The organism is Yersinia fenwicki (assembly GCF_043099325.1).
Lineage (GTDB): Bacteria > Pseudomonadota > Gammaproteobacteria > Enterobacterales > Enterobacteriaceae > Yersinia.
The window spans coordinates 1,175,231-1,198,041 of sequence record NZ_CP170755.1; the positions used below are offsets into that span (position 1 = coordinate 1,175,231).

The window sequence follows — 22,811 nt, forward strand, 5'->3', positions numbered from 1 at the left end:
AATGAAGGGGAATCGTGCCGTGGGGGTCGTAGTCGCGTAAGCGACCGGAGTGCCCCTAGATACGGTAAACCCTTCACTCACTAAGTTATCAATGGTTTTGTCATTAAGCTCAAACTCGCTAAATGCGGGTTTTTTGTTATTTACCTAATGTAAATGTGAAGTCAATCTCAAATTACATGTTTGCCTAATGACAAAGTTGCTAGCTGACGGGGCCTCTGTCACAGTGACCGGCTGACCTCGGAGGGATTCATGGTATTGCAATCAACACGTTGGCTATCGCTCAGCTATTTCACCTATTTCTTTTCTTATGGCATTTTCCTGCCTTTCTGGGGCATCTGGTTGCAGGGGGAAGGGATACCGCCTGAAACTATAGGTATTTTGCTTGGCGCGGGATTAATTTCCCGCTTTCTCGGCAGCTTGATTATTGCTCCCAGTGTTAAAGATCCCTCTTCTCTTGTCACTGCCATCCGTATTCTGGCACTCCTGACATTAGCCTTTGCGGTTGGTTTTTGGTTTGGTCATGGTTGGGCCTGGTTGATGCTAATTATTGCTGGTTTTAACCTGTTTTTTGGCCCATTAGTGCCACTTACCGATGCGCTGGCGGCGACCTGGCAAAAACAAATAACCATGGATTACGGCAAGGTTCGTCTATGGGGTTCGCTGGCTTTTGTTATTGGTTCTGCATTGACCGGAAAGTTAGTTTCGGTTTGGGGCCACCCGGCGATTCTTTACAGTTTGCTGTTCGGCGTTTCAGCCATGTTACTGGGAGCATTGTTGAAACCGAGCGTGATGCCTCAGGGAGAAGTTAAGCACGCTAATGTAGCTGCCACCGACTGGAAAGTGTTGCTATCTGAGCCGCAGGTGTGGCGCTTTTTATTGTGTGTGACCTTATTACAGGGCGCACATGCCGGTTATTACAGTTTCAGCTCAATTTACTGGAAAGATGCGGGGTATTCCGCGGCGACAATTGGATATTTATGGTCGCTGGGTGTAGTGGCCGAAATCCTGGTATTTGCATTCAGCAATGTCCTTTTCCGTCGCTGGACTGCCCGTAGCCTGCTACTGCTTTCGGCCGTGAGCGGCATTATTCGCTGGAGTTTGATGGCTTCTACGACAGAACTGCCGTGGTTGATCCTGATGCAAATCCTGCATTGCGGCTCATTCACTGTATGCCATTTGGCCGCGATGCGCTTTATTGCCGCCCGGCGTGGGGCAGATGTGATTCGTTTGCAGTCCGTTTATTCTGCGCTGGCGATGGGGGGGGGAATTGCGGTGATGACGGTTATTTCGGGGTTCCTGTTCGAACATTATCAGGGTGGGGTGTTCTGGGTAATGGCATTAATAGTGATTCCAGCGCTATTTATTCGCCCTCGGGTGGTGGCAAACCAGGAAGACTTCGCCCATTAGGGCAAATCCAACAGATGGCGTAACTGCTTGTTTTGTTGTTCAGTTATGGGCAATAGCACCTGAATCAGCGGGAGTGTTGATTCAGGTTGGTGGATAGCATAAGGAGTTAGCACCACCGCTGTTCCGGAGGGCGCACCAGATTGGAGATACACATCATGGGGCAAGTACTTAATATGCAATGGCAAAAGCGTTAACTCACGAATTTGCTGCTCAACTTTTTGTTCTAACTCCGAATTATTACGTGTCAGTAGTAAAATCTGCTTTTCCTGTAATGCATTTTCTTGCATTAACCAGGCACCAAAACTAATGGCTATCAGAGCAACTTCGTCGGCGGAAAATTGAATCTGATACTCTTGCTCGAACACGACCAATGCCTGCTGGGTGGTTCGTAACAGCCGGGGATATTGTCGGTTCACTTCTTCCAGTGATGAATTATCAATACCGATATTGAAATAACAGCGTTCAATAGCAGGGGCGAGATGTGCAAAAAGCTGATTCATCAGCATCTCATTGCTGCCCAGTGTCATTTCGGCGAGCTGTTGAAAACGCATGACTAATTGGTTAGTAGCAGTGATCAGACGTGAATCTTCTGCTGATTGGGTACTGTGATAACGGTGTGCCTTAATCATGGTTAACATCAAGATAAGTACGTCGCGTTCGATTTTATCGAGCGGGTTACCCAGCAGTGGATTAAATGTATCAAATAGACTGTCAGCGGCCGCCAGTGCAGGCTTACGTGTCAACCATTGTTGCTGGGTGAGGGATAACTCTGGGGCAGCATGTTGCCGATTCTCCCAAGTACAATAAGCCAAATACAGTTGTAAGAACTGACGATCTTTTTCATTAAGTTGGCGGTTCAGAAAGGGTTCACACTGAGTGATAATTTTGGGTAAGGCCTCTGAAATCAGTCTTTTATCCCATGAGAGTGCACCATATAAATGGGGAGCAAAATAGTGCTCAATAAATTCAGGACAATAGCGTACACCCCGGCGTAGCCAGTGGATTAAGCACAGCCTTTTGTCCAGCCGATTGCCCTGCATCAAGCAGCTTTCATCCGCATTAGCACTCAGTTGCAAATGGTAGAAACGCTGGATTTCATTAGCAACCTCAGCTATATCTTGCCGGGTAGTTGGCAGATCAACGCCGTTGAATTGGCTGATAGTGTCCAAGTGTACTGTGCTTGCGGGCATAAATAGCATCAGTAGCAGGTGGCAGCGGCGTTGTTGACCGGATAGTGGTTGACTGTATAACTGGGGCACAGAATAAGTGTCCAAGTGCATATAACCTTCAGTGATGGATGCATTGTTATTCATCAGTCTTAAGCATAGCAAAAGAGATTCTATCCGGTTTACTGAGGTCAGGGGCTTTTACATCGACTTACAACTTACATCACAGTTATTGCTGAATTTCCAAGGATTGATCCATGCAGGCTATGTTATGTTATAACAAATCAAGTGCATTCAAACGGCTGATAGCTCTACTGTTAGTGGGTAGCACTTTTATTTATAGCCAAATAGCGGAGGCGCATCCGCACAGTTTTATCGATATGGATGCCACTTTTGTCAGTGAAAAACAGACATTAGTGGGCATAAAAATGGTATGGACAATGGATGAAATCACCTCTGCAGACCTGCTATATGATGCGGGAAATGCCAAAAGTGACTCTGAAATTTGGAAGAAATTGGCAGCCGAAGTGATGGCTAACGTATTAGGGCAGCACTATTTCACTGATATCTATCGTGATGGTAAACCGGTGAAATATAAAAATTTACCGACAGAGTATCATTTGTCTCGCAAAGGCCATCAGGCGGTTTTGGAATTCGTGTTACCGCTGGCTGAACCGCAACCCTTGGTCGGAAAGCCTTTTATTATATCGACTTACGATCCGACCTATTTTGTGGATATGACCTATGCCGATAATAAGGCAGTTAGGCTGTCGGCCGAAATGGCAAAAAGCTGCAAATTAACCTTATTTACACCAAACCCAAATGCTTCCTTACAGGCTTATGCGCTGTCTTTGGATAAAAGTGATTCACCGGGAGAAGATATGGAACTTGGCAAACAATTCGCCCAACGGGTAACTGTGCAATGTCAGTAGATCTCACCCCCATTGCGCGGCCAAGACATTGGCTAATCAATTTATGGCCGCTGCTGCTTTTCTTCATGTTATTGGCCGGTGCCGCTCAACTTGCCTGGCTCTATTGGCCGGAACTGCTATTCAAAACAGTAGCCTGGCAAAAAAGTATGCATCAGCAGATGGCCCAGTTACTGCAACAGGTCAAAGCCAATCCGCATCAAACCGGTCTGGCGTTGATGATGTTCAGCCTGATCTACGGCGTGCTCCATGCTGTGGGGCCGGGACACGGTAAAGTGGTGATAGTGACTTATCTTGCAACACATCCTGCGCAACTCAAAAACAGTCTAAAACTGACGTTTGCTGCGTCGATATTGCAAGGTGGTGTCGCGATCATGCTGGTTACTGTATTGCTGGGTGTGTTGCAACTCTCGTCTCGTTATTTGCATCAAAGCAGCTTCTGGTTGGAAAAAGGCAGTTTTCTGCTGGTTATCGTGCTCGGGATTTTGCTATGTTTTCGCGCAATAAAGCGGCTTTACCATCAAGTAAAACTATTGAAACCGCAGAAAATTAGCATTCAGCGTATACAGCCGTTGAGTACAGATCATGTTCACAGTGAGAGTTGCGGCTGCGGGCATCGCCATATGCCGAATTCTCAAGAACTCGAGGCGGGCAGTGACTGGCGCACTCGTTTAGCGATTATTTTGGCGATGGGCATGAGGCCTTGCTCCGGCGCAATCATGGTGCTGCTGTTTGCCAAAGTGATTGGGGTTTACTGGTGGGGCATTTTGTCGGCAATTGCTATGGCTATTGGCACATCATTGACTATTTCGTTGTTGGCGTTGTTTGTTCACTATGCGCGACGTCTGGCAGTGCATTTAAGTCGCAAACGAGCACCTGCGGCCTGGGGAGCAATAGCTTGGGCGACATTGGCCTTAACCGGCGGCCTCATTTTATTGTTTGCTGGGGTGCTACTTTATTTTTCTAGCCAGCCTGACTTTATCGGCGGAGTTAGGCCATTTGGGCGTTAATCCTCACAATAAAAAAGCCAGTCAGTGTTAGCCGACTGGCTTTTTTGTATCAAACCGTCATTCATATATACTCTAAATAATTCGAGTTACAGGAAGACGGCAAGAGAGAAATCCCGATGAGCTTACATCAGTAAGTGATTCAGGTTATTGAACGCAGCCAACGCACATGCAGCTTGAAGTATGACGAGTATAGAATTAACGCTTTAAGGCGTCACTCACTTCGGCCTGTACTATGGACTGAAGAATACCTTTCACAACGCGCGGGTTACCGGCCACGATATTGCCAGAACTGAAGTGATTATGACCACCCGCAAAGTCAGTCACCACACCACCTGACTCACGCACCAACAGCTCGCCACCAGCAAAATCCCACGGCTTCAGGCCAATTTCAAAGAAACCGTCAACACGGCCGGCGGCAACATAGGCCAAATCCAGTGCCGCAGAACCGGTGCGACGAAAATCTGCGCACTGTTCAAACAGTTTGCCGACAATACGGATATACGCCGGAGCATGTTGTTTCACTTTGAATGGGAAGCCAGTTGCCAGAATGGTGCCGTCTAAATCTTTGGCATTGGTGCCACGCAGACGATAGCCGTTTAACTGAGCGCCTTGACCACGCGTAGCAGTAAACAGTTCGTTACGCATTGGGTCATAAACTACGGCAACTTCGGTACGGCCTTTGATGCGTACAGCGATAGAAACAGCGAAGTGAGGAAGACGTTTAATGAAGTTGGTAGTGCCATCCAGTGGATCAATAACCCATTGTACATCATCATCTTCGCCGACCAACTCACCACATTCTTCACCAATAATGGTGTGTTTTGGGTAAGATTTACGGATAACGTCAACAATCATAGACTCGGCATCGCGGTCAACGTTGGTAACAAAATCGTTACTGCCTTTCTGGCTCGCTTCGACGGAGTCAGGCGTTTCATAATGTTTGGCAATCAGGTTACCGGCCTTACGCGCAGCGCGTATGGCGATAGTCAGCATTGGATGCATGGGTATCTTCCACTAGGATGTTAAAGAACGAGAAACGGCGCATAGTATAGCAGGGGTTAGGATAAATGCCTATACCCGTCACCCTTCAATGATGTCGGGGTTGGCTGCCCTTATTTGCCCTGGTCACTTAGTTATCTCCGTTCTCGGGGGACTCACTCAGTTGCTGTCTACCTGAATCTCAACGTAGCTTGGGTATATGTCTGTGTTAAGATATGCCGATTCCCCGTTATCCTCAGAGTTTGTATGTTACACAATATTCGTATCGTTTTGGTTGAGACCTCACACACCGGCAATATGGGTTCGACAGCCAGGGCAATGAAAACAATGGGATTAACCAATTTGTATCTGGTCAATCCTTTAGTCAAACCGGATTCCCAGGCCATTGCGCTATCCGCCGGTGCCAGCGATGTGATTGGCAATGCCACCATCGTTGATACCTTGGATGAAGCACTGGCGGGATGCAGCTTGGTGGTAGGTACCAGCGCTCGCTCTCGCACCTTGCCTTGGCCAATGCTAGAACCGCGTGAGTGTGGTGTTCGCAGCGCACGCGAAGCTGAGCATGCACCGGTTGCGCTGGTGTTTGGCCGCGAACGAGTGGGGCTAACGAATGATGAGCTGCAAAAGTGCCATTATCATGTGGCAATCCCGGCAAACCCGGAATACAGTTCGCTGAATCTGGCTATGGCGGTGCAAATTTTAGCCTATGAAGTGCGAGTGGCCTTCCTCGATCGCCAGCAGGCTGCTGCGCCAATAGTAGAAGAAGAGGAAGCTCCTTATCCATTAGTGGATGATTTGGAGCGTTTCTATCTGCATTTGGAGCAGGTTTTATCTCATACCGGCTTTATTCGCCAGGCCCATCCGGGGCAGATCATGAGTAAATTGCGCCGTCTATTTACCCGTGCGCGCCCGGAAGCTCAAGAGCTGAATATCCTGCGTGGGATGCTGACATCTATTGAGAAACAAGATAAGTATCCACAACGTGGGGCAGATAGCAGCGAGCACAACGGTAAAAATTAATGCTTTATATCAATTAGTTATTATGAAAACTAACCCAAATTATTTGAAATGGAATAGTTAAATAATACTTGAGTGATTTACTAGGTTAAATAGTTGACTAAAACACTCAAGAATGTCAGAATTCTGGCTTGTTTTCACCAACAGGTAACTTTAGCTATGAGACTGACTTCCAAAGGCCGTTATGCCGTGACCGCCATGCTTGATGTGGCATTACATTCCCAGGACGGGCCAGTTCCTCTGGCAGATATTTCTGAACGTCAGGGGATCTCATTATCCTATCTGGAACAGCTTTTTTCACGGTTACGCAAAAATGGCTTAGTCGCTAGCGTTCGTGGTCCAGGTGGCGGTTACCTGCTGGGTAAAGATGCATCAGCAATCGCGGTAGGTGCTGTTATCACCGCCGTTGACGAATCTGTCGATGCGACTCGTTGCCAGGGTAAAGAAGGTTGTCAGGGTGGCGATCGTTGCCTGACCCATACCCTGTGGCGTGATCTGAGTGAGCGCATCAGCAGCTTCCTCAACAACATCACATTGGCAGAACTGGTGAATAACCAAGATATTCTTGAGGTTGCGGATCGTCAGAATAACGATACGCGCCGTACGGCTAATGGCCGACCGCAAGAGACGATTAACGTCAATCTGCGTGCATAAGCAGAGTCTGCGGAATTTTACGTTTTGGAAGTGATGTACGGAGCATAAGAGCAATGACCGAATCAAAAATAAAGACACCGATCTATCTGGACTATGCAGCAACGACCCCGGTAGATCCTCGTGTCGCTGAAAAAATGATGCAGTATCTGACTCTGGATGGCATTTTCGGTAACCCTGCCTCTCGTTCTCATAAGTTCGGCTGGCAAGCGGAAGAAGCTGTTGATATTGCACGTAATGATATTGCTGCATTGGTAGGTGCTGACCCTCGCGAGATAGTCTTCACCTCCGGTGCAACTGAGTCTGATAACCTCGCTATTAAAGGTGCCGCTAACTTCTATCAGAAGAAAGGCAAGCACATCATCACCTGTAAGACCGAGCATAAAGCTGTGCTGGATACTTGTCGCCAGTTGGAGCGTGAAGGTTTCGAAGTGACTTATTTGGCACCGCAGTCTAACGGTATTATCGACCTGAAAAAGCTTGAAGCTGCGATGCGTGAAGACACCATCTTGGTTTCTATCATGCATGTGAATAATGAAATCGGTGTGGTGCAAGATATCGCGGAAATCGGCGAAATGTGCCGCAGTCGTGGGATCATTTTCCACGTTGATGCTACGCAAAGCGTCGGTAAATTACCGATTGATCTGAGCAAACTGAAAGTCGATTTGATGTCCTTCTCTGCCCATAAAGTTTATGGCCCGATGGGCATTGGTGCGTTGTTTGTTCGCCGTAAACCTCGTATTCGTATCGAAGCCCAGCAGCACGGTGGTGGTCATGAGCGCGGTATGCGTTCGGGCACTTTGCCAGTGCATCAGATTGCGGGTATGGGTGAAGCTTACCGTATCGCCAAAGAAGAGATGGAAAGCGAAGCTGCCCGTCTGCGTTCACTGCGTCTGCGTTTGTGGAACGGTATTAAAGATATCGAAGAAGTTTACCTGAATGGCGATTTAGAGAATGGCGCACCTGGCATTCTTAACGTCAGCTTCAACTATGTTGAAGGTGAATCGCTTATCATGGCATTGAAAGATCTGGCAGTTTCATCGGGTTCAGCCTGTACTTCCGCGAGTCTGGAACCTTCTTACGTGTTGCGCGCGTTGGGAATGAACGACGAACTGGCTCACAGTTCAATCCGTTTCTCTCTGGGTCGTTTCACCACAGAAGAAGAGATCGACTACGCCATTGCGCTGGTACGTAAATCCATAGGCCGCTTGCGTGATTTGTCTCCGTTATGGGAGATGTTCAAGCAGGGCGTGGATATCAGCAGCATTGAATGGTCTCACCATTAATTCCAGACTTTAAGACTCAGGAGTAATCACATGGCTTACAGCGAAAAAGTAATCGATCACTACGAAAACCCACGCAACGTAGGGTCATTCGATAATGCAGATCCTACTATTGGTAGCGGCATGGTTGGTGCACCCGCTTGTGGTGATGTCATGAAGTTGCAGATCAAAGTTAACGAAGCTGGCATTATTGAGGATGCGCGTTTCAAGACTTACGGCTGCGGCTCTGCCATTGCTTCCAGTTCTCTGGTAACTGAATGGATGAAAGGCAAGTCTCTCGATCAGGCTGAAGCGATCAAAAATACTCAGATCGCGGAAGAACTGGAGTTACCGCCAGTCAAAATTCACTGCTCAATTTTGGCAGAAGATGCCATCAAAGCAGCTATCGCCGACTACAAAAGCAAACATACTGCCAAGTAGTTGTAATATAGATACTTTAAATAACTCGAGTTACAGGAAGGCGGCTAACGCACTTGTAGCTCGAAGTATGGCGGGTATAAGTTATCAGAGTTGAGGAAGGTCTATGTCGATATCAATCAGCGACAGTGCTGCACAGCGGGTCAGCGCCTTTTTAAATAACCGTGGTAAGGGCTTGGGTCTGCGCTTAGGTGTTCGGACGTCGGGCTGCTCCGGTATGGCGTATATCCTTGAATTTGTTGATGAAATGAACGACGACGACATCATTTTTGAAGACAAAGGCGTGAAAGTGATCATCGACGGCAAAAGCATGGTCTATCTTGACGGCACTGAATTGGATTTCGTCAAAGAAGGTCTGAACGAAGGCTTTAAGTTCAACAATCCGAACGTCTCCAGTGAGTGCGGATGTGGCGAAAGTTTTAACGTCTGACCCGTGTTTTTGTTCCTACCTCAGGCACTTGTGCTTCATACAGCTCTCTTGTGTTATAAGAGGGCTGTATAACTTTCAGCTAAGCCATCATATATTCTTGAGCATGCTATGGATTACTTCACACTATTTGGGCTGCCGGCTCAGTATCTGATTGACGGTAGCCGACTCACGACCCGCTATCAGGAATTGCAGCGCCAATTCCATCCAGACCGTTTTGCCAATCAGCCTGAACGCGAGCGTTTGGCCTCATTACAGCAAGCCGCGACCATCAATGACGCCTACCAAACCCTCAAGCATCCGTTAAAACGGGCTGAGTATATGCTATCTTTGCAGGGTTTTGATTTAGGCAATGAACAACATACACTGCGTGATACCGCTTTTCTGATGGAACAATTAGAGTTGCGGGAAGAGCTTGATGCTATCGAACGCAGCCCAGATGCTGAAATACAACTCGCTGCATTCAGTAGCCGGCTGGCTTTGATGACAAAATCGCGCAGCCAACTGATGGTTGAGCAATTGGATCAGCAACAGTGGGAACAAGCCGCTGATACGGTTCGAAAATTACGTTTTCTGGATAAATTACAGCAACAGGTTGAGCAGCTAGAAGAGCGGCTGTTTGATGATTTATCTTGATGGTTTAGTGAAGTGAAAAGTTGTATCTAGTTGATAAAAATAAATAAAGATCAATTTATTGATGACTGCAATGCCCAGCTACTTATTATTAGGGCGCGTCACTCACGTTTTTATATGCTCTAAATAATTCGAGTTGCAGGAAGGCGGCAAGTGAATGAGTCCCGATGAGCTTACTATTTCTTAAGGTCAAGACCAGTAAGTGATTCGGGTGACAAATCTGCCGGGGGCAGATTTGAACGCTGCTCGCAGCGGCCTCGTAGAGGCGAGGCCGATGGATGGGCCGAGTAACGAACCTAGCCAACGTATATGCAGCTTGAAGTATGAAGAGTATAGATTGATGGAAGCTCAACATGGCCTTATTACAAATTAGTGAGCCTGGTTTAACTGCGGCGCCACACCAACGTCGGTTGGCCGCAGGGATAGATTTAGGTACCACCAATTCATTGGTAGCCACTGTGCGCAGCGGTAAAGCGCAAACGCTGGCAGATGAACAGCTGCGGGATCTTTTGCCTTCGGTGGTTCACTATCAACAAAATAATATTGATGTCGGCTGGAATGCGCGCAATTTAGCGGCATTGGACCCGGTCAATACTATTAGTTCAGTCAAACGCATGATGGGCCGTTCTTTGGCCGATATCCTGCAGCGCTATCCTAATCTGCCTTACCAGTTTCAGCCTAGTGAAAATGGTTTGCCGATGATCCAGACTGCCAGCGGATTAGTTAACCCGGTGCAAGTATCTGCGGATATCTTAAAAGCATTGGCGCAGCGGGCGCGAGCTGCACTAGAAGGTGAACTTGACGGTGTCGTGATTACCGTTCCGGCCTACTTTGATGATGCTCAGCGGCAGGGCACAAAAGATGCTGCCCGCTTAGCGGGGTTGCATGTGTTGCGTTTGCTTAATGAGCCGACTGCAGCGGCTATCGCCTATGGTCTGGATTCAGGCCAGGAAGGGGTGATTGCTGTTTACGACTTAGGTGGCGGAACATTTGATATCTCTATCTTGCGCTTAAGCCGTGGTGTGTTTGAAGTGTTGGCAACGGGTGGTGATTCAGCGCTGGGCGGGGATGACTTCGATCACTTATTGGCTGATTGGCTGCGTGAGCAAGCCGGTATTGATTCCCGTGATGATCATGGTGTCCAACGGCAATTACTTGATGCGGCGATCGCGGCCAAAATTGCGTTGAGTGATGCCGAGGTTGTTGATGTCTCGGTAGCTGGCTGGCAAGGACAAATCACCCGTGAGCAATTTGAATCGCTGATCGCTTCATTAGTTAAGCGCACATTAATGGCTTGTCGCCGTGCATTAAAAGATGCTGGCGTGACGGCTGACGAAGTGTTGGCAGTGGTGATGGTAGGCGGTTCGACTCGTGTGCCCTTAGTACGTGAGCAGGTGGGCCAATTCTTTGGCCGTACGCCACTGACCTCAATTGATCCCGATAAAGTGGTCGCTATTGGTGCAGCGATCCAAGCTGATATTCTGGTGGGGAATAAACCTGACAGTGATATGTTGCTGCTGGATGTTATCCCGTTGTCATTAGGGCTGGAAACCATGGGCGGTTTAGTGGAAAAAGTGATTCCACGCAATACCACCATTCCGGTCGCCCGCGCGCAAGAGTTCACTACCTTTAAAGATGGTCAGAGTGCGATGACTATCCACGTGCTACAAGGTGAACGTGAGTTGGTACAGGATTGCCGTTCCCTGGCCCGCTTTGCCTTACGTGATTTGCCGCCGCTACCAGCGGGTGGGGCACATATTCGTGTGACTTTCCAGGTTGATGCGGATGGGTTATTGAGTGTCACGGCGATGGAGAAATCCACCGGCGTGGAGGCTTCGATTCAGGTTAAGCCCTCCTATGGGCTATCTGATGATGAAATTGCCAATATGATTAAAGATTCAATGGCGAATGCGCAAAGTGATATTGGCGCGCGTAAGCTGGCGGAACAACAAGTCGAAGCCTCTCGTGTGCTGGAAAGTTTACAAGGCGCATTGGCTGAAGACTCGGCATTACTCAGTGAGCAAGAAAGTACTGCGATCGCTCAGGCGATGGCAGCATTACAGCAGCAGATGCAGGGCACTGACCCATACGCAATCGAAGCTGCGATAAAAGCGTTAGATGCACAAACGCAAGATTTTGCCGCGCGCCGAATGGATGCTTCTATTCGCCGTGCTTTGGCTGGCCATTCAGTGGATGAGGTTTAATCATGCCCAAAATAGTATTTCTGCCCCATAAAGACCTTTGCCCGGATGGTGCAGTACTGGAAGCAACTCAAGGTGAAACCATATTAGATGTCGCCTTGCGTAATGGAATCGATATCGAGCATGCCTGTGAGAAATCCTGTGCCTGTACCACTTGCCACTGTGTGGTGCGGGAAGGTTTTGATTCTCTGCCAGAAAGCAGTGAATTGGAAGATGATATGCTGGATAAAGCCTGGGGACTGGAGCCGGAGAGTCGTCTGAGTTGTCAGGCCAGAGTGACGGATGAAGATCTGGTGGTTGAGATCCCGCGTTATACCATTAACCATGCGCGAGAGCATTAATCATAAGTGGGAACATTGATATGAGCTTAACCTGGCAAGATACCCGCGAAATTGGCGAAGCGCTGTATGATCAGTTTCCGGATACCGACCCGAAAACAGTGCGCTTCACCGATATGCACCAATGGATCTGCGACTTAGAAGATTTCGATGACGATCCGCAGGGATCAAATGAAAAAGTGCTGGAAGCGATTCTTCTGGTCTGGTTAGATGAGTTTGAATAAATACCTGAGGGTCGCACGAGCGGCCCTTTTTTCTATCTGTTACTGTATAGCAGACAGTATTTTTTTAGAGTAGAACCTTTTGATCCGCCGTGGCTAACACAGGGCCACGTATAACTAGCTGAATAACAGCAAAAAATAATAATGAAGAGGTAGTTCATGACAACAGAAATGATGCAAGTAACCTTATCAAATAACCCAGCAGACGCCCGTTGGGGAGAGAAAGCCCAGTTGAGTACCGATGCCGAGGGGATGACTATCCACCTGACGGGAAAAAATGAATTAGGCACGATTCAACGTGCCGCCCGTAAAATTGATGGGCAGGGCATCAAACACGTAAAATTGGCCGGAGATGGCTGGGGTTTGGAACAAAGTTGGGCATTCTGGCAAGGGTTCCGTGGGCCAAAAGGTCAGCGCAGCGTGGAGTGGGCAGAACTGCCAGAGAACGAAAAAACCGAGCTGGAACAACGGCTGAAAATTATTGACTGGGTGCGCGATACTATTAATGCGCCAGCAGAAGATTTGGGCCCAGAGCAACTGGCTAAAAACGCGATCGATTTACTGTGTTCAGTATCATGCGATGCTGTTAGTTACCGTATTACCAAAGGCGAAGATCTGCGTGAGCAGGGTTATGCCGGGATTTACACTGTCGGTCGTGGTTCTGATCGCGCGCCGGTGTTATTGGCGTTGGACTATAACCCAACCGGTAATCCTGATGCGCCAGTGATGGCGTGCTTGGTTGGTAAAGGTATTACTTTTGATTCAGGCGGTTATAGCCTGAAACAGAGCGCCTTTATGGATTCGATGAAATCCGACATGGGCGGAGCGGCTACAGTCACCGGCGCATTGGCACTGGCTGCAGCTCGTGGTTTGAAAGAACGTGTGAAACTGTATTTGTGTTGCGCAGATAATATGGTGAGCGGTAATGCCTTTAAGCTGGGTGATATCATTCGCTATCGCAATGGTAAGACGGTTGAAATCATGAATACCGATGCCGAAGGGCGCTTGGTATTAGCCGATGGTCTGATTGATGCGTCGGAACAGAATGCACCGCTGATTATTGATGCAGCTACTTTAACCGGTGCAGCGAAAACGGCCTTGGGTAATGATTACCATGCTCTGTTTAGCTTTGATGATGAACTGGCGCAAGAGCTGTTAAGCAGTGCTAAAAGTGAGCACGAACCTTTCTGGCGTTTACCATTGGCAGAATTCCATCGCAGCCAGTTACCGTCTAACTTTGCTGAATTGAATAATGTCGCAGGCGCTGCTTACAGTGCTGGTGCCAGCACTGCTGCTGCGTTCTTGTCGCATTTCGTGAAAGCGTATCAGCAAGGCTGGTTGCACATTGACTGCTCTGCCACTTATCGTAAAGGCGCGGTTGAGCAATGGTCGGCCGGTGCTACAGGTTTAGGTGTGCGCACCATTGCAAATCTGCTGTTGGCGAAAGCAAAATAGTCAGTTTGGTGTGTGAAGGGGAGTGAGAACAGGCAGATCGTAAAAACGCCATCAATTCCTGGAGGCTCGAGCCGCGCCATCCCTGGCGCGGACGCTTTACTCTTCCGCCTATCCTCCCTCCCATTGACCTTTGTAATATATTTTTCTGGAGTAGAGCATGAGTGTGCCGCAGTCCCCTGATGATAAGCACGATCATCACCATCACGACGAAGACCAAAGCCTGGAATCCTTACTAAAACTGGCGGCGACAGAGTCTATTTATCGCACCGCCTTTTTCCGTGCATTGTTAGATGCGACAGTTTTAGTGTTGGTGGACGATTCAGAGCAGCGCGGTGAAGACGGCGAAATGACATTCACTGCGGGCAATGGGGTGAATATTCTGCATTGGGAAAAGCAGGATGGTGAATCGGTCATTCCATTCTTTATCTCGGTAGAGGTGTTACAGCAGGCGCTGGATATCGACGAAGATCAATCGCTTGACAGTGAAAAACTGTCTATTAATGATCTAAAACAGCCTTTCATCGCGATGCCTGTACGGGTGTTATTTGAAATGACACAGGGTGCGCATCTGTTTTTGAATCCAAAATCAGAGCATGGTAAAGAGTTTTGGCCGCAAGAAGTGGCGATGTTATTGGAAAACGGCGGTTTAGCTCAACCGGCGGAAATGGTAGTGGATAAAGAGAGCCAAATTTTGCTGGGCCAACCGGAAGAGTACCCGGCGGCAATGGTTGATGCTTTGATTCAACTGTTCAGTCAACGTAAACCGGTGCGGCGTGCATTTCTGGCGCTGATACATGATAAGAGTGTGGATGAAAAACCTAACTTATTGATTGGGCTGGAAGTAGATGGCTCCATTGATGAGATTGACCAATTGATTCAAGAGGCTGGCACTGTAGCCAGTGACCATGCGCCTGATGATGGCCCGGTCGATTTTTGTGTGGTAAATGAGAATGAGCGGGGAGTCAGTCACTATCTGATGACCCATACCCAAGCATTTTACCAGCGCAGATGGGGCAGTTGGCTAAGAAATGTCATTCCTTCAGTTAATCATTAATTATGAGTCAATAATCATTAATCATTAGTCACGGGGCAAGATATGAACCACAACGGATTGCGGCGGTTAATGTCGAAAATGAAAGGGTGCCAGGCCGCCCTGTTGGTCAGCACCTTATTGTTATTAGCGGGCTGCGATGATGGGAGCAAAAATAAGGATGTGGCGGCACCATCAGCCCCAGTGGCTACACAGGTAAGTGAATCGGCAGCTAAAGCGCCGGCGAGCAAAATAAACGATGCAAATAAGTTAGCGGAATTGGCAAAGCAGCATGCCGGCCAGCCACTCACCTTACTGGATGCCTCTGAGTTACAACTAGAGGGGGCCAGTGCCATGGTACTGACTTTCTCGCAACCATTAGACCCCAAGCAAGACTTCTCCTCACGGGTTCATCTGGTTGATACTGTTAGTGGAAAAATAGACGGAGCCTGGGAGCTATCTGACAACCTGATGGAGCTGCGGCTACGCCATCTTAAACCTGAGCGGAAATTACTGCTGACAGTCGATAGCACATTGCAAGGTATCGGTGGTGCTGAGCTGGGTAAACAACAGCAGCAGCAAATAACCACTCGCGATATCAAGCCAAGTGTCGGTTTTGCCAGCAAAGGTTCTTTGTTACCGGGTAAATTGGCCCAAGGCTTGCCAGTGATGGCGCTTAATGTTGATAGCGTTGATGTTAATTTTTTCCGTATCAAGCAAAGCAGTCTGGCTAATTTCCTCGCAACCTGGCAGTACCGCAGTGCATTGTCGAACTGGGAATCAGATGAACTGCTGAAAATGGCTGATCTGGTCTATACCGGACGTTTTGATCTTAATCCTGCCGCCAATACCCGCGAAAAGTTATTGCTCCCACTAGCCGATATCAAGCCGTTGCAAGAATCGGGTGTCTATCTGGCGGTGATGCAACAAGCCGGGCAATACAGTTATACCAATGCCGCCACCTTATTTACCCTGAGTGATATTGGTGTTTCGTTGCACAGTTACCATGATCGGATGGATGTCTTTACCCAAGCATTGGCAGGCGGAGCGGCCTTGAAAGGCGTGTCACTTCAATTACTGGATGAAAAAGGCCAGGTGCTGGAACAGGTTGAGACTGACGCTCAGGGCCATGCGCAACTAGAAAAGAATGCCAAAGCAAAATTGCTACTGGCCTCGCAAAACGGGCAGACCAGCCTGATTGACCTCAATACTCCGGCACTGGATCTGGCTGAGTTTGATATTGCTGGGCCAGAAGGTTTTCAGAAACAGTTTTTCGTCTTTGGCCCACGCGACTTGTATCGGCCGGGAGAGACGCTAATTGTCAATGGGTTGCTGCGTGATGCCGATGGTAAGCCACTGACCACCCAACCGGTTAAAGTGGATATTCTCAAGCCGGATAATCAAGTGGTGCGAAGTTTTGTTTGGCAGCCACAGGATGGTTTGTATCAATACCAGTACGCGATTGCAGAAAATGGTCCGACCGGCGAGTGGTCATTACGCATGAATTTGGGCGACAATCAGCCGCGCCTGTACAAATTTAAGGTGGAAGATTTCCTGCCAGAACGTATGGCACTTGATATTGCCACCCGTAAAGAGCCGATCGCCACTGATAGCGAAGCCAGTTTTGCCATTACTGGCCGCTATCTCTATGGCGCTCCGGCATCCGGTAACCGATTGCAAGGCCAATTATTCCTGCGCCCACTGCGCGAAGCGGTTGCCGAATTACCCGGTTTTGAATTCGGTTCGATTATTGAAGAAAACCTTTCGCGTACCTTGGATGAGTTTGATACCACACTCAACAGCGACGGCCAAACTGACGTTGAGGTTGATAACAGTTGGGAGAATGCACAATCCCCCCTAAAGCTGATTTTACAGGCCAGTTTACTGGAGTCCGGCGGGCGGCCAGTCACGCGGCGCGCTGAGCAAGCTGTGTGGCCAGCCGATGCGCTGGTCGGTATTCGTCCGTTATTCAATAAGCAGCAAGTTTATGATTATCGCAGCGACAGTTATAAATCACAGGCGATGGTCGATCAGGACACCACGGCTGATTTTGACATTGTTTATGCCAATGCTGACGGTGAAAAACTGGCGGCGAAAAGTTTGAAAGTGAAGTTGGTGCGTGAGCGCCGCGATTACTACTGGCAGTGGTCAGAAAGTGATGGTTGGCAGTCACTGTATGATAAAAAAGATCTGACACTGGCAGAGCAGTCAGTAGATGTTCCCGCAGACGGTAGCGCTAAAGTCAGCTTCCCAGTGGAGTGGGGCGCATATCGTATTGAGGTGAGTAATCCAGATAATGAATTAGTCAGCAGCTCTCGTTTCTGGGCCGGTTACAGTTGGCAGGATAATACGGCAGGCAGTGGTGCTGTGCGGCCAGACCAGGTCAAACTGACATTGGATAAACCGGCTTACCGACCAGGCGAGAAAGTAAAACTGCACATTGAAGCACCGGCTGCCGGTAATGGCTATCTGCTGGTGGAATCCAGTGATGGCCCATTGTGGTGGCAGGAAGTGACTATTCCCGCTGGGGGCGCTGAGGTTGAAGTGCCGATTAACAAAGAGTGGAATCGCCATGATTTGTATCTCAGTGCGACAGTTATTCGCCCTGGTGATAAGTCACAACAGGCGACCCCAAAACGCGCCATTGGTTTGCTGCATCTACCGCTGGTAGATGAAACACGCAAGTTGGCACTAGAGCTGGAATCACCTGAGCGTATTCGTCCTAATCAGACCTTAACGGTAAAAGTAAAAGCTAGCCGCACCGATGCACCATTACCTGAGAAAGTGCAGGTATTGCTATCGGCGGTCGATAGCGGGATTCTGAATATTAGTGATTACGCCACGCCCGATCCCTATGACGCCTTCTTTGGCCGCAAACGCTACAGCGCCGACCAATATGATGTTTACGGGCAATTAATTGAAGGGCAGGGGCGTTTGGCGAGCCTGCGATTCGGTGGTGATGGAGATGAGGAAGACGCGCTATCTCGTGGCGGTAAAAAACCGATAACTGAAGTCACTATTGTGGCGCAACAGGCCCAGCCGGTGACATTAAACGCACAGGGTGAAGGCACTATTGAGCTGGCTATTCCGGACTTTAACGGCGAGTTACGTTTGATGGCGCAAGCCTGGAGTGATGAAGATTTCGGTAAAGCTGAGTCTAAAGTGGTGGTCGCGGCTCCGTTGATTGCCCAACTCGCCACCCCGCGTTTTCTGGCGGGAGGAGACAGCACCCAACTGGCATTGGATTTAAGTAATCTATCTGGTCAGCCGCAGACACTGTCACTTAACTGGGTCGCCAGCGATTTACTGGCACTCAATGGCACACCAATCCAAACTATTTCGCTGGCAAATGGCGAGCGCAAAACAGTGCTGATTCCGGTGCGGGCATTGAATGGTTTTGGGCAGGGTGATATCGGTCTGACTATTACCGGTATGGTTTTACCTAATGAGAAAGTCCCCAATTATCAGCATCATTGGAAGATAGGTGTGCGGCCAGCGTATCCCGCTCAGACGCGCCATTTCGCCAATGTGTTGCATAGCGGTGAAAGCTGGAGTCTGCCAGCGGAAGCGATCAGAGGTCTGGCTCCTGAGACTCTACAAGGGCAACTGCTGATAACTAGCCGGCCACCGCTGAATCTAGCGCGCTATATCACTGAATTATATGCCTATCCTTATGGCTGTCTGGAGCAGACGGTGAGTGGGTTGTATCCGTCGTTGTACAGCAATTATGCTCAACTGACGGCACTCGGTATTAAGGCCGAGAGTGACGAAAAACGGCGTAAAAGCATTGATGTCGGTATCGAGCATTTGCTCAGCATGCAGCGCTATAATGGCGGTTTCGGTTTGTGGAGCAATGATAGCCCGGAGGAATTCTGGCTGACGGCGTATGCCACCGACTTCCTCTATCGCGCCAGCCAGCAGGGGTACAGTGTGCCGGTGGCTGCGCTAACGGCGGCGAATAGTCGTTTGCAGCGCTATTTGCAAGATCCGAGTCAAATTGAAATTCGTTACAGCGAACAGACCAAACACACGCGTTTTGCTGTACAAGCTTACGCGGGCTTGGTCTTGGCACAACAGCAGCAAGCTTCATTGGGTGCTTTGCGCCAATTGTATACTCGCAGTAATGATGCACGTTCTGGTTTGCCGTTGGTACAACTGGGTGTTGCACTGAAATTGATGGGAGATATGCCCCGCGCCAAAGAAGCCATTACGCAAGGGCTGAATACCACCCGCAGTGATAAAGACTATTGGCTGGAGGATTACGGCAGTTCATTACGCGATGACGCCCTGATTTTGGCACTGCTGACAGACAATAACCTGTTGGCGCAAGATCGAGATACGCGCCTATTGGCACTGTCTGATGCGCTGACCAGCCGTAACTACCTATCAACACAGGAAAGCAATGCAGTATTCCTCGCGGGTCGTACATTGATGAGTGGGGGGGAAACGCCGTGGCAAGTGGCGATTGCATCGCAAGTTGAGCCAATTGAGCAGGCCGAGACACTGACGCAAAGTGCAGCATTGAATCAAAACTGGTCAGCACAACAATTGGTGGGCGGGATGCAATTACAAAATCGCGGCGACGTTGCATTGTATAGCCGCGTGAATGTGGTGGGATATCCACAGCAAACGCCAGTGCCTTACAGCAACAATTTACATATCACCCGCAGTTATATCGGGCTTGATGGTCAGCCGCTGCGCTTATCCCAATTGAAGAGTGGTGAGTTGGTTTTAGTGCATTTAGATGTCTGGGCTGATCAGCGGGTACCCGATGCGCTGGTGGTCGATTTGCTGCCAGCCGGTTTGGAACTGGAAAACCAGAACTTGGGCGACAGCAGCGCCAGTCTGGGAGAGAGTGCTAGCAGTGTGACCGAGTTGATGCAGGATATGCAGCAGTCGGATATCAAGCATCAGGAGTTTCGAGATGACCGCTACGTTGCTGCAGTCAATGTTGATGCTTATCGCCATACGACATTGTTATATCTGGCACGCGCAGTGACGCCGGGTATTTATCAGGTGCCTGCGCCACAAGTGGAATCGATGTATGTTCCAGATTGGCGGGCGCTGGGCAGCACGGTGCCGCAGCTTGAAATAGTTAAGTAAACACTTACTCCCCTTTTACGGTTACAGATAAAAGGGGAGCTATCTATCCTTGATGCTAAAAACATACTTTTTCCGACATCGCCGTAAAATCTGGGCGCTGGCGTTTATTGTCTTGCTGTTTCCGGCTATCTTGTGGCTGGCGGATAAACGCTGGCCGCTTCCACTGACTGAAGTGCAGGTTGCGCGGGTAGTGGTCGCTGGGGATGGGACACCGCTATGGCGCTTTGCCGATGCTGACGGAGTTTGGCGCTATCCGGTGACGTTGAAAGAGGTTTCACCTTATTACCTGCAAGCGCTGCTGACCTTTGAAGACCGCTGGTTTTATTCTCATCCCGGAGTGAACCCAATGGCACTGGCCCGCGCCGCCTGGCAGGATTTGCGCGCAGGAAAGATTCTGTCTGGTGGCAGTACACTTTCGATGCAAGTTGCCCGCCTGATTGACCCACATCCCCGCACATTAGCGGGCAAGTTACGCCAAGTGTGGCGAACGGCTCAGCTGGAATGGCACTTTTCTAAAGACAAAATTCTCGAAATCTACCTTAACCGCGCCCCTTTCGGTGGCACGTTGCAAGGCATTGGTGCGGCCAGTTGGACATATCTGGGTAAGCCACCCTCACAATTAACGCCGGCAGAAGCCGCATTATTGGCCGCATTGCCCCAGGCACCGAGCCGCTTGCGCCCGGATCGCTATCCACTGCGAGCTAAAGCTGCGCGCGATAAAGTGCTAAGTCGGCTGGCGGATTATCAGGTGTGGTCGGCTGAACAGGTGGCTGATATCAAACAAGAAGATATCTGGCTGGCACCGCGCCAGGTTCCGCAATTAGCGCCATTGCTCGCTCGGCGCTTAACCGTAGGTAACCAGCGGGAAGTGATTAACACTACTGTGGATGCAGGTTTACAGCGGCAACTGGAAGACATGGCTGCAGGTTGGCGTCATCAACTCCCCGAGAAAACTTCATTGGGATTGCTGGTGGTAGACCATACCACCATGAATGTGCTTGCTTACCTCGGTTCAGTCGATTTTCAGGATGATCGCCGCTTCGGTCATGTGGATATGGTCAGTGCCTGGCGCTCGCCGGGGTCAACACTGAAGCCATTCCTGTATGCTATGGCATTGGATGATGGCCTGATCCATGCTGAGTCATTGTTGCAAGATGTGCCACGTCGGTTTGGCGATTATCGACCCGGTAACTTTGATACTGGCTTCCACGGCCCGGTCAGTGCCAGCGAAGCTTTGGTGCGCTCTTTAAATCTGCCAGCGGTACAATTACTCGAAGCTTATGGCCCTAAGCGTTTTACCGCTAACTTACGTAATAGCGGTTTGAACTTACGTTTCCCACTTCACAGTGAACCCAGTTTGGCAGTGATCCTTGGAGGTACAGGTTCGCGGCTGGACCAATTAGTCGCGGCCTACAGTGCTTTTGCGCGGGGTGGAATGGCGGCAACGTTGCGGTTTGAGCCCCAACAGCAGATACAGGAACGGCGTTTGTTTTCACCGGGATCGGCATGGATTACCAGGCGAATTATGGCGGGGGCAGCCCGGCCACTACCGGACGATATTTTACCCGCCACGGTACCGTTGGCATGGAAAACCGGTACCAGCTATGGTTACCGTGATGCGTGGGCGATTGGCATTAATGCACGCTATACCATTGGTGTGTGGGTCGGTCGGCCAGATGGTACTCCGGTCGCTGGACAATTTGGTTATGCCACAGCTATCCCTATCCTCAATCAAGTCAATAACTTGCTGATGACTAGGTTACAGCAAACCGATCACCCATTACCCAGAGATCCCCGGCCATCGTCCGTCAGCCGCGAAGAGATCTGTTGGCCGGGTGGTCAACCTTTGGCGGCCGGAGACACTAATTGCCGCCAACGTCGACAAAGCTGGGTTCTGGATGGCACCCTGCCGCCGACACTCACTGCACCTGGGCAGGAAAATACGCAGGGCAGCCAGTTCACTATTTGGTTGAATCCACAAGGACAGCGAGTCGCTGCCGATTGCCAAGGCGCCATGCCGGTTGTATTAGCATTGTGGCCATTGCCACTCGAACCTTGGTTACCGATGACAGAGCGCCGCAGCTATCGGCTGCCTGCGGCAAGTAGTGAATGCCCGCCACAGGGAGGCATGGATGTGGCTCCTTTGCTTATTTTGGGTATCCGTGATGGTGCGGTAGTGAAACGTTTGCCTGGCCAAAATCATCTTGATCTTCGCCTGGAAGCCCAAGGTGGGGGCGGGCAACATTGGTGGTTCCTCAATGGGGAACAAGTGGCAGTGACTGAAAATAATCAAGCATGGATACAGACATTATCAATGCCTGGCCGTTATCAACTTACGGTGTTAGATGAGAGTGGGTTAGTGAGTAATGTATTATTTCGCGTAGAATGAATATAGGTATTAAATTAATTGCTGATAACCTATTACTTGCTTTTATATTCCATTATTAATTAATTTTCTGTGATAAATAAAGTAATATTATAATTTTGATTTGTTAGATAAATTAACTCCAGCATATTATAGAGC

The 22,811-nt window shown here is 49.2% G+C and carries 18 protein-coding genes; 16 read left to right on the top strand and 2 right to left on the bottom strand.

The genetic code is table 11. The annotated features are described in order from the left end of the window. The first annotated feature begins 249 nt into the window (after positions 1-249). Entirely contained in the window at positions 250-1,407 is a 1,158-nt protein-coding gene (locus ACF3VQ_RS05465; protein ID WP_392433723.1) for a 3-phenylpropionate MFS transporter, read from the top strand. Here the strand turns inward: ACF3VQ_RS05465 and csiE are convergent. Then, on the bottom strand, positions 1,404-2,687 hold the full coding sequence (csiE, locus tag ACF3VQ_RS05470) for a stationary phase inducible protein CsiE (protein ID WP_392435452.1): 1,284 nt from the start codon (positions 2,685-2,687) through the stop codon (positions 1,404-1,406). The genes ACF3VQ_RS05465 and csiE overlap by 4 nt on opposite strands. A 152-nt stretch (positions 2,688-2,839) precedes the next feature. Here csiE and ACF3VQ_RS05475 point away from each other — a divergent pair, with 152 nt between their 5' ends. Both ACF3VQ_RS05475 and ACF3VQ_RS05480 read left to right on the top strand, forming a co-directional pair. Continuing rightward, positions 2,840-3,505 carry a DUF1007 family protein gene (locus tag ACF3VQ_RS05475; RefSeq protein WP_392435454.1) on the top strand — a complete coding sequence of 222 codons (666 nt, stop codon included), beginning with the start codon at positions 2,840-2,842 and terminating at the stop codon, positions 3,503-3,505. Then, positions 3,496-4,512, top strand: coding sequence for a nickel/cobalt transporter (locus ACF3VQ_RS05480; protein WP_392433724.1), 1,017 nt, complete (start codon positions 3,496-3,498; stop codon positions 4,510-4,512). The genes ACF3VQ_RS05475 and ACF3VQ_RS05480 overlap by 10 nt, the downstream gene beginning before the upstream one ends. Positions 4,513-4,707: 195 nt before the next feature. Here the strand turns inward: ACF3VQ_RS05480 and suhB are convergent, their stop codons facing one another. Then, positions 4,708-5,514 (bottom strand): inositol-1-monophosphatase, encoded by an 807-nt coding sequence (gene suhB / locus ACF3VQ_RS05485; RefSeq protein WP_392433725.1) that lies wholly within the window; start codon positions 5,512-5,514, stop codon positions 4,708-4,710. Positions 5,515-5,757: 243 nt separating this feature from the next. On the opposite strand from suhB, the gene trmJ reads away from it, so the two are divergent. From trmJ to pbpC, 13 genes are all read left to right on the top strand, one after another. Continuing rightward, entirely contained in the window at positions 5,758-6,531 is a 774-nt protein-coding gene (trmJ, locus tag ACF3VQ_RS05490) for a tRNA (cytosine(32)/uridine(32)-2'-O)-methyltransferase TrmJ (protein WP_221869451.1), read from the top strand. Positions 6,532-6,687: 156 nt separating this feature from the next. Beyond that, positions 6,688-7,182, top strand: a complete 495-nt coding sequence (gene iscR / locus ACF3VQ_RS05495; RefSeq protein ID WP_004707916.1) for a Fe-S cluster assembly transcriptional regulator IscR — start codon at positions 6,688-6,690, stop codon at positions 7,180-7,182. 68 nt (positions 7,183-7,250) lie between these two features. Beyond that, the gene (locus tag ACF3VQ_RS05500) at positions 7,251-8,465 is read left to right on the top strand and encodes an IscS subfamily cysteine desulfurase (RefSeq protein WP_392435456.1); all 1,215 of its coding nucleotides are present in this window, start codon (positions 7,251-7,253) and stop codon (positions 8,463-8,465) included. A 30-nt stretch (positions 8,466-8,495) separates the two neighbouring features. Beyond that, positions 8,496-8,882 carry a Fe-S cluster assembly scaffold IscU gene (iscU, locus tag ACF3VQ_RS05505; protein ID WP_005159510.1) on the top strand — a complete coding sequence of 129 codons (387 nt, stop codon included), beginning with the start codon at positions 8,496-8,498 and terminating at the stop codon, positions 8,880-8,882. 103 nt (positions 8,883-8,985) lie between these two features. Then, positions 8,986-9,309, top strand: a complete 324-nt coding sequence (gene iscA, locus ACF3VQ_RS05510; RefSeq protein ID WP_392433726.1) for an iron-sulfur cluster assembly protein IscA — start codon at positions 8,986-8,988, stop codon at positions 9,307-9,309. Between the two features lie 108 nt (positions 9,310-9,417). Continuing rightward, complete coding sequence (hscB, locus tag ACF3VQ_RS05515) at positions 9,418-9,942, top strand: co-chaperone HscB (protein WP_392433727.1); 525 nt, start codon at positions 9,418-9,420, stop codon at positions 9,940-9,942. Positions 9,943-10,292: 350 nt separating this feature from the next. Next, positions 10,293-12,143, top strand: a complete 1,851-nt coding sequence (gene hscA, locus ACF3VQ_RS05520) for a Fe-S protein assembly chaperone HscA (RefSeq protein ID WP_392433728.1) — start codon at positions 10,293-10,295, stop codon at positions 12,141-12,143. Positions 12,144-12,145: 2 nt separating this feature from the next. After that, the gene (gene fdx / locus ACF3VQ_RS05525; RefSeq protein ID WP_004713939.1) at positions 12,146-12,481 is read left to right on the top strand and encodes an ISC system 2Fe-2S type ferredoxin; all 336 of its coding nucleotides are present in this window, start codon (positions 12,146-12,148) and stop codon (positions 12,479-12,481) included. 20 nt (positions 12,482-12,501) lie between these two features. Further along, on the top strand, positions 12,502-12,702 hold the full coding sequence (gene iscX / locus ACF3VQ_RS05530; protein ID WP_004702435.1) for a Fe-S cluster assembly protein IscX: 201 nt from the start codon (positions 12,502-12,504) through the stop codon (positions 12,700-12,702). 156 nt (positions 12,703-12,858) lie between these two features. After that, positions 12,859-14,154, top strand: a complete 1,296-nt coding sequence (gene pepB, locus ACF3VQ_RS05535; RefSeq protein WP_392433729.1) for an aminopeptidase PepB — start codon at positions 12,859-12,861, stop codon at positions 14,152-14,154. Between the two features lie 157 nt (positions 14,155-14,311). Further along, positions 14,312-15,208 carry an enhanced serine sensitivity protein SseB gene (sseB, locus tag ACF3VQ_RS05540; protein ID WP_392433730.1) on the top strand — a complete coding sequence of 299 codons (897 nt, stop codon included), beginning with the start codon at positions 14,312-14,314 and terminating at the stop codon, positions 15,206-15,208. Positions 15,209-15,250: 42 nt separating this feature from the next. Continuing rightward, a complete protein-coding gene (locus tag ACF3VQ_RS05545; protein WP_392433731.1) occupies positions 15,251-20,287 on the top strand; it encodes an alpha-2-macroglobulin in 5,037 nt (1,678 codons plus the stop codon). A gap of 52 nt (positions 20,288-20,339) precedes the next feature. After that, positions 20,340-22,676: a peptidoglycan glycosyltransferase PbpC gene (gene pbpC, locus ACF3VQ_RS05550; RefSeq protein WP_392433732.1), complete on the top strand. Its 2,337-nt coding sequence runs from the start codon at positions 20,340-20,342 to the stop codon at positions 22,674-22,676. The last annotated feature ends 135 nt before the right edge of the window (positions 22,677-22,811 follow it).

Coding starts and splice junctions, on each gene's coding strand:
- ACF3VQ_RS05465 (WP_392433723.1), top strand. CDS start 250: ATGGTATTGCAATCAACACGTTGGCTATCGCTCAGCTATTTCACCTAT.
- csiE (WP_392435452.1), bottom strand. CDS start 2,687: ATGCACTTGGACACTTATTCTGTGCCCCAGTTATACAGTCAACCACTA.
- ACF3VQ_RS05475 (WP_392435454.1), top strand. CDS start 2,840: ATGTTATGTTATAACAAATCAAGTGCATTCAAACGGCTGATAGCTCTA.
- ACF3VQ_RS05480 (WP_392433724.1), top strand. CDS start 3,496: ATGTCAGTAGATCTCACCCCCATTGCGCGGCCAAGACATTGGCTAATC.
- suhB (WP_392433725.1), bottom strand. CDS start 5,514: ATGCATCCAATGCTGACTATCGCCATACGCGCTGCGCGTAAGGCCGGT.
- trmJ (WP_221869451.1), top strand. CDS start 5,758: ATGTTACACAATATTCGTATCGTTTTGGTTGAGACCTCACACACCGGC.
- iscR (WP_004707916.1), top strand. CDS start 6,688: ATGAGACTGACTTCCAAAGGCCGTTATGCCGTGACCGCCATGCTTGAT.
- iscU (WP_005159510.1), top strand. CDS start 8,496: ATGGCTTACAGCGAAAAAGTAATCGATCACTACGAAAACCCACGCAAC.
- iscA (WP_392433726.1), top strand. CDS start 8,986: ATGTCGATATCAATCAGCGACAGTGCTGCACAGCGGGTCAGCGCCTTT.
- hscB (WP_392433727.1), top strand. CDS start 9,418: ATGGATTACTTCACACTATTTGGGCTGCCGGCTCAGTATCTGATTGAC.
- hscA (WP_392433728.1), top strand. CDS start 10,293: ATGGCCTTATTACAAATTAGTGAGCCTGGTTTAACTGCGGCGCCACAC.
- fdx (WP_004713939.1), top strand. CDS start 12,146: ATGCCCAAAATAGTATTTCTGCCCCATAAAGACCTTTGCCCGGATGGT.
- iscX (WP_004702435.1), top strand. CDS start 12,502: ATGAGCTTAACCTGGCAAGATACCCGCGAAATTGGCGAAGCGCTGTAT.
- pepB (WP_392433729.1), top strand. CDS start 12,859: ATGACAACAGAAATGATGCAAGTAACCTTATCAAATAACCCAGCAGAC.
- sseB (WP_392433730.1), top strand. CDS start 14,312: ATGAGTGTGCCGCAGTCCCCTGATGATAAGCACGATCATCACCATCAC.
- ACF3VQ_RS05545 (WP_392433731.1), top strand. CDS start 15,251: ATGAACCACAACGGATTGCGGCGGTTAATGTCGAAAATGAAAGGGTGC.
- pbpC (WP_392433732.1), top strand. CDS start 20,340: ATGCTAAAAACATACTTTTTCCGACATCGCCGTAAAATCTGGGCGCTG.